Source organism: Sphingobacterium shayense, assembly GCF_013179575.1.
Lineage (GTDB): Bacteria > Bacteroidota > Bacteroidia > Sphingobacteriales > Sphingobacteriaceae > Sphingobacterium > Sphingobacterium shayense.
Map to the genome: position 1 here is coordinate 1 of NZ_JABMCQ010000324.1, position 1324 is coordinate 1324.

Below are 1324 nucleotides of genomic sequence, written 5' to 3' on the forward strand. Positions count from 1 at the left end.
TTTCGGTTTAAATCCAGGACTAGGTCGCACGTTCACGCCTGAACGAACTTCGACTTCAGATACGATCTTCGTTTCTCGATAGTCACGAATTATATAGTTCTTTCGATTCAACTCGTCATAGGCAGTATTTGGTATACCCACGATAACTTCAGGGGACTTGTTTATGGGTTTTATCCAAGATATATCGCCTCTCTTCCATACATATACCAAACCTACAATCAAAATTCCAATAAATATCCCCATTTCAATCAAAGTTAACCACCCCCAACGGGCATCAGCAGCGACCAAGGCTTCATTCCCAAAAACAGTTGCCCACGGAAAAACGAAGATGAGTTCCACATCAAAAAGCAGAAATACAAGTGCGATCACATAAAAACGAGGATTAATTTGAATTCGAGCACTTCCTGTGGTTTCCTCACCACACTCATAAGTACTCATTTTCCCGGGGTTAGGTTTCTTTGGAGAGAGGATCTTTGCCAACAAGATCGTCGCACAGGTCAATAGGATCCCTATTATTGCTACAAGCAAAATTTTCCCATATTCCGAAAGCTGCGCGGGGTCATCCATAATACAAAATTACTAAATAATCCCTATAAAAGTAATTATTGCGAGATAAAATTAATATCTAAATGAGCTGCGAGGCAAAATCATATACAACGTATCTCCTTGATTTAAAACAACATCACGTATAAAATACTTTATACGGAAGACGATAAGGTGCCTCATAAAAAAAGGTCGGCGAATGCCGACCTTTTTTATTTAATTAAATTGTCTATTAAAACGGGCGTCCTGGCATTTTCGGCATACCCCGCATCATCTTAGCGGCCATCGCAGGATTGGACATTTGTTTCATTACCTTGCGCATATCAGCAAACTGCTTCATCAATTTATTTACCTCATTAATATCAGTACCTGACCCCTTGGCGATACGAGTACGTCTCTTTGTATCTATCGAGTCCGGATTCTCGCGTTCAAATGGTGTCATCGAATCGATAATTGCTTCAATTGGTTTAAACGCGTTGTCATCAACTTCAACATCTTTCAGAGCTTTTCCAACGCCGGGAATCATCCCCATTAAATCCTTCATATTACCCATCTTCTTGATCTGTTGAATCTGGGTTTTAAAATCGTTAAAATCAAACTTATTTTTCCGAATTTTCTTTTGAAGCTCTGCAGCTTCCTTTTCATCGAATTGCTGTTGTGCACGTTCCACGAGAGACACAACATCCCCCATGCCTAGGATACGAGAAGCCATACGATCTGGATGGAACACATCCAATGCTTCCATCTTCTCGCCCGTACCTATAAACTTGATTGGTTTGTT

At 40.3% G+C, this 1324-nt stretch carries 1 protein-coding gene and 1 pseudogene; both read right to left on the reverse strand.

Going from position 1 to position 1324, the window contains the following annotated elements; all coding sequences use genetic code 11:
• Positions 1-567, reverse strand: a 567-nt coding sequence (locus HP439_RS19115) for an NADH-quinone oxidoreductase subunit A (protein WP_172391915.1), incomplete at its 3' end; no start/stop codon positions are given.
• Positions 568-775: 208 nt separating this feature from the next.
• Positions 776-1324, reverse strand: a pseudogene (locus HP439_RS19120) (signal recognition particle protein); the annotation flags it as partial.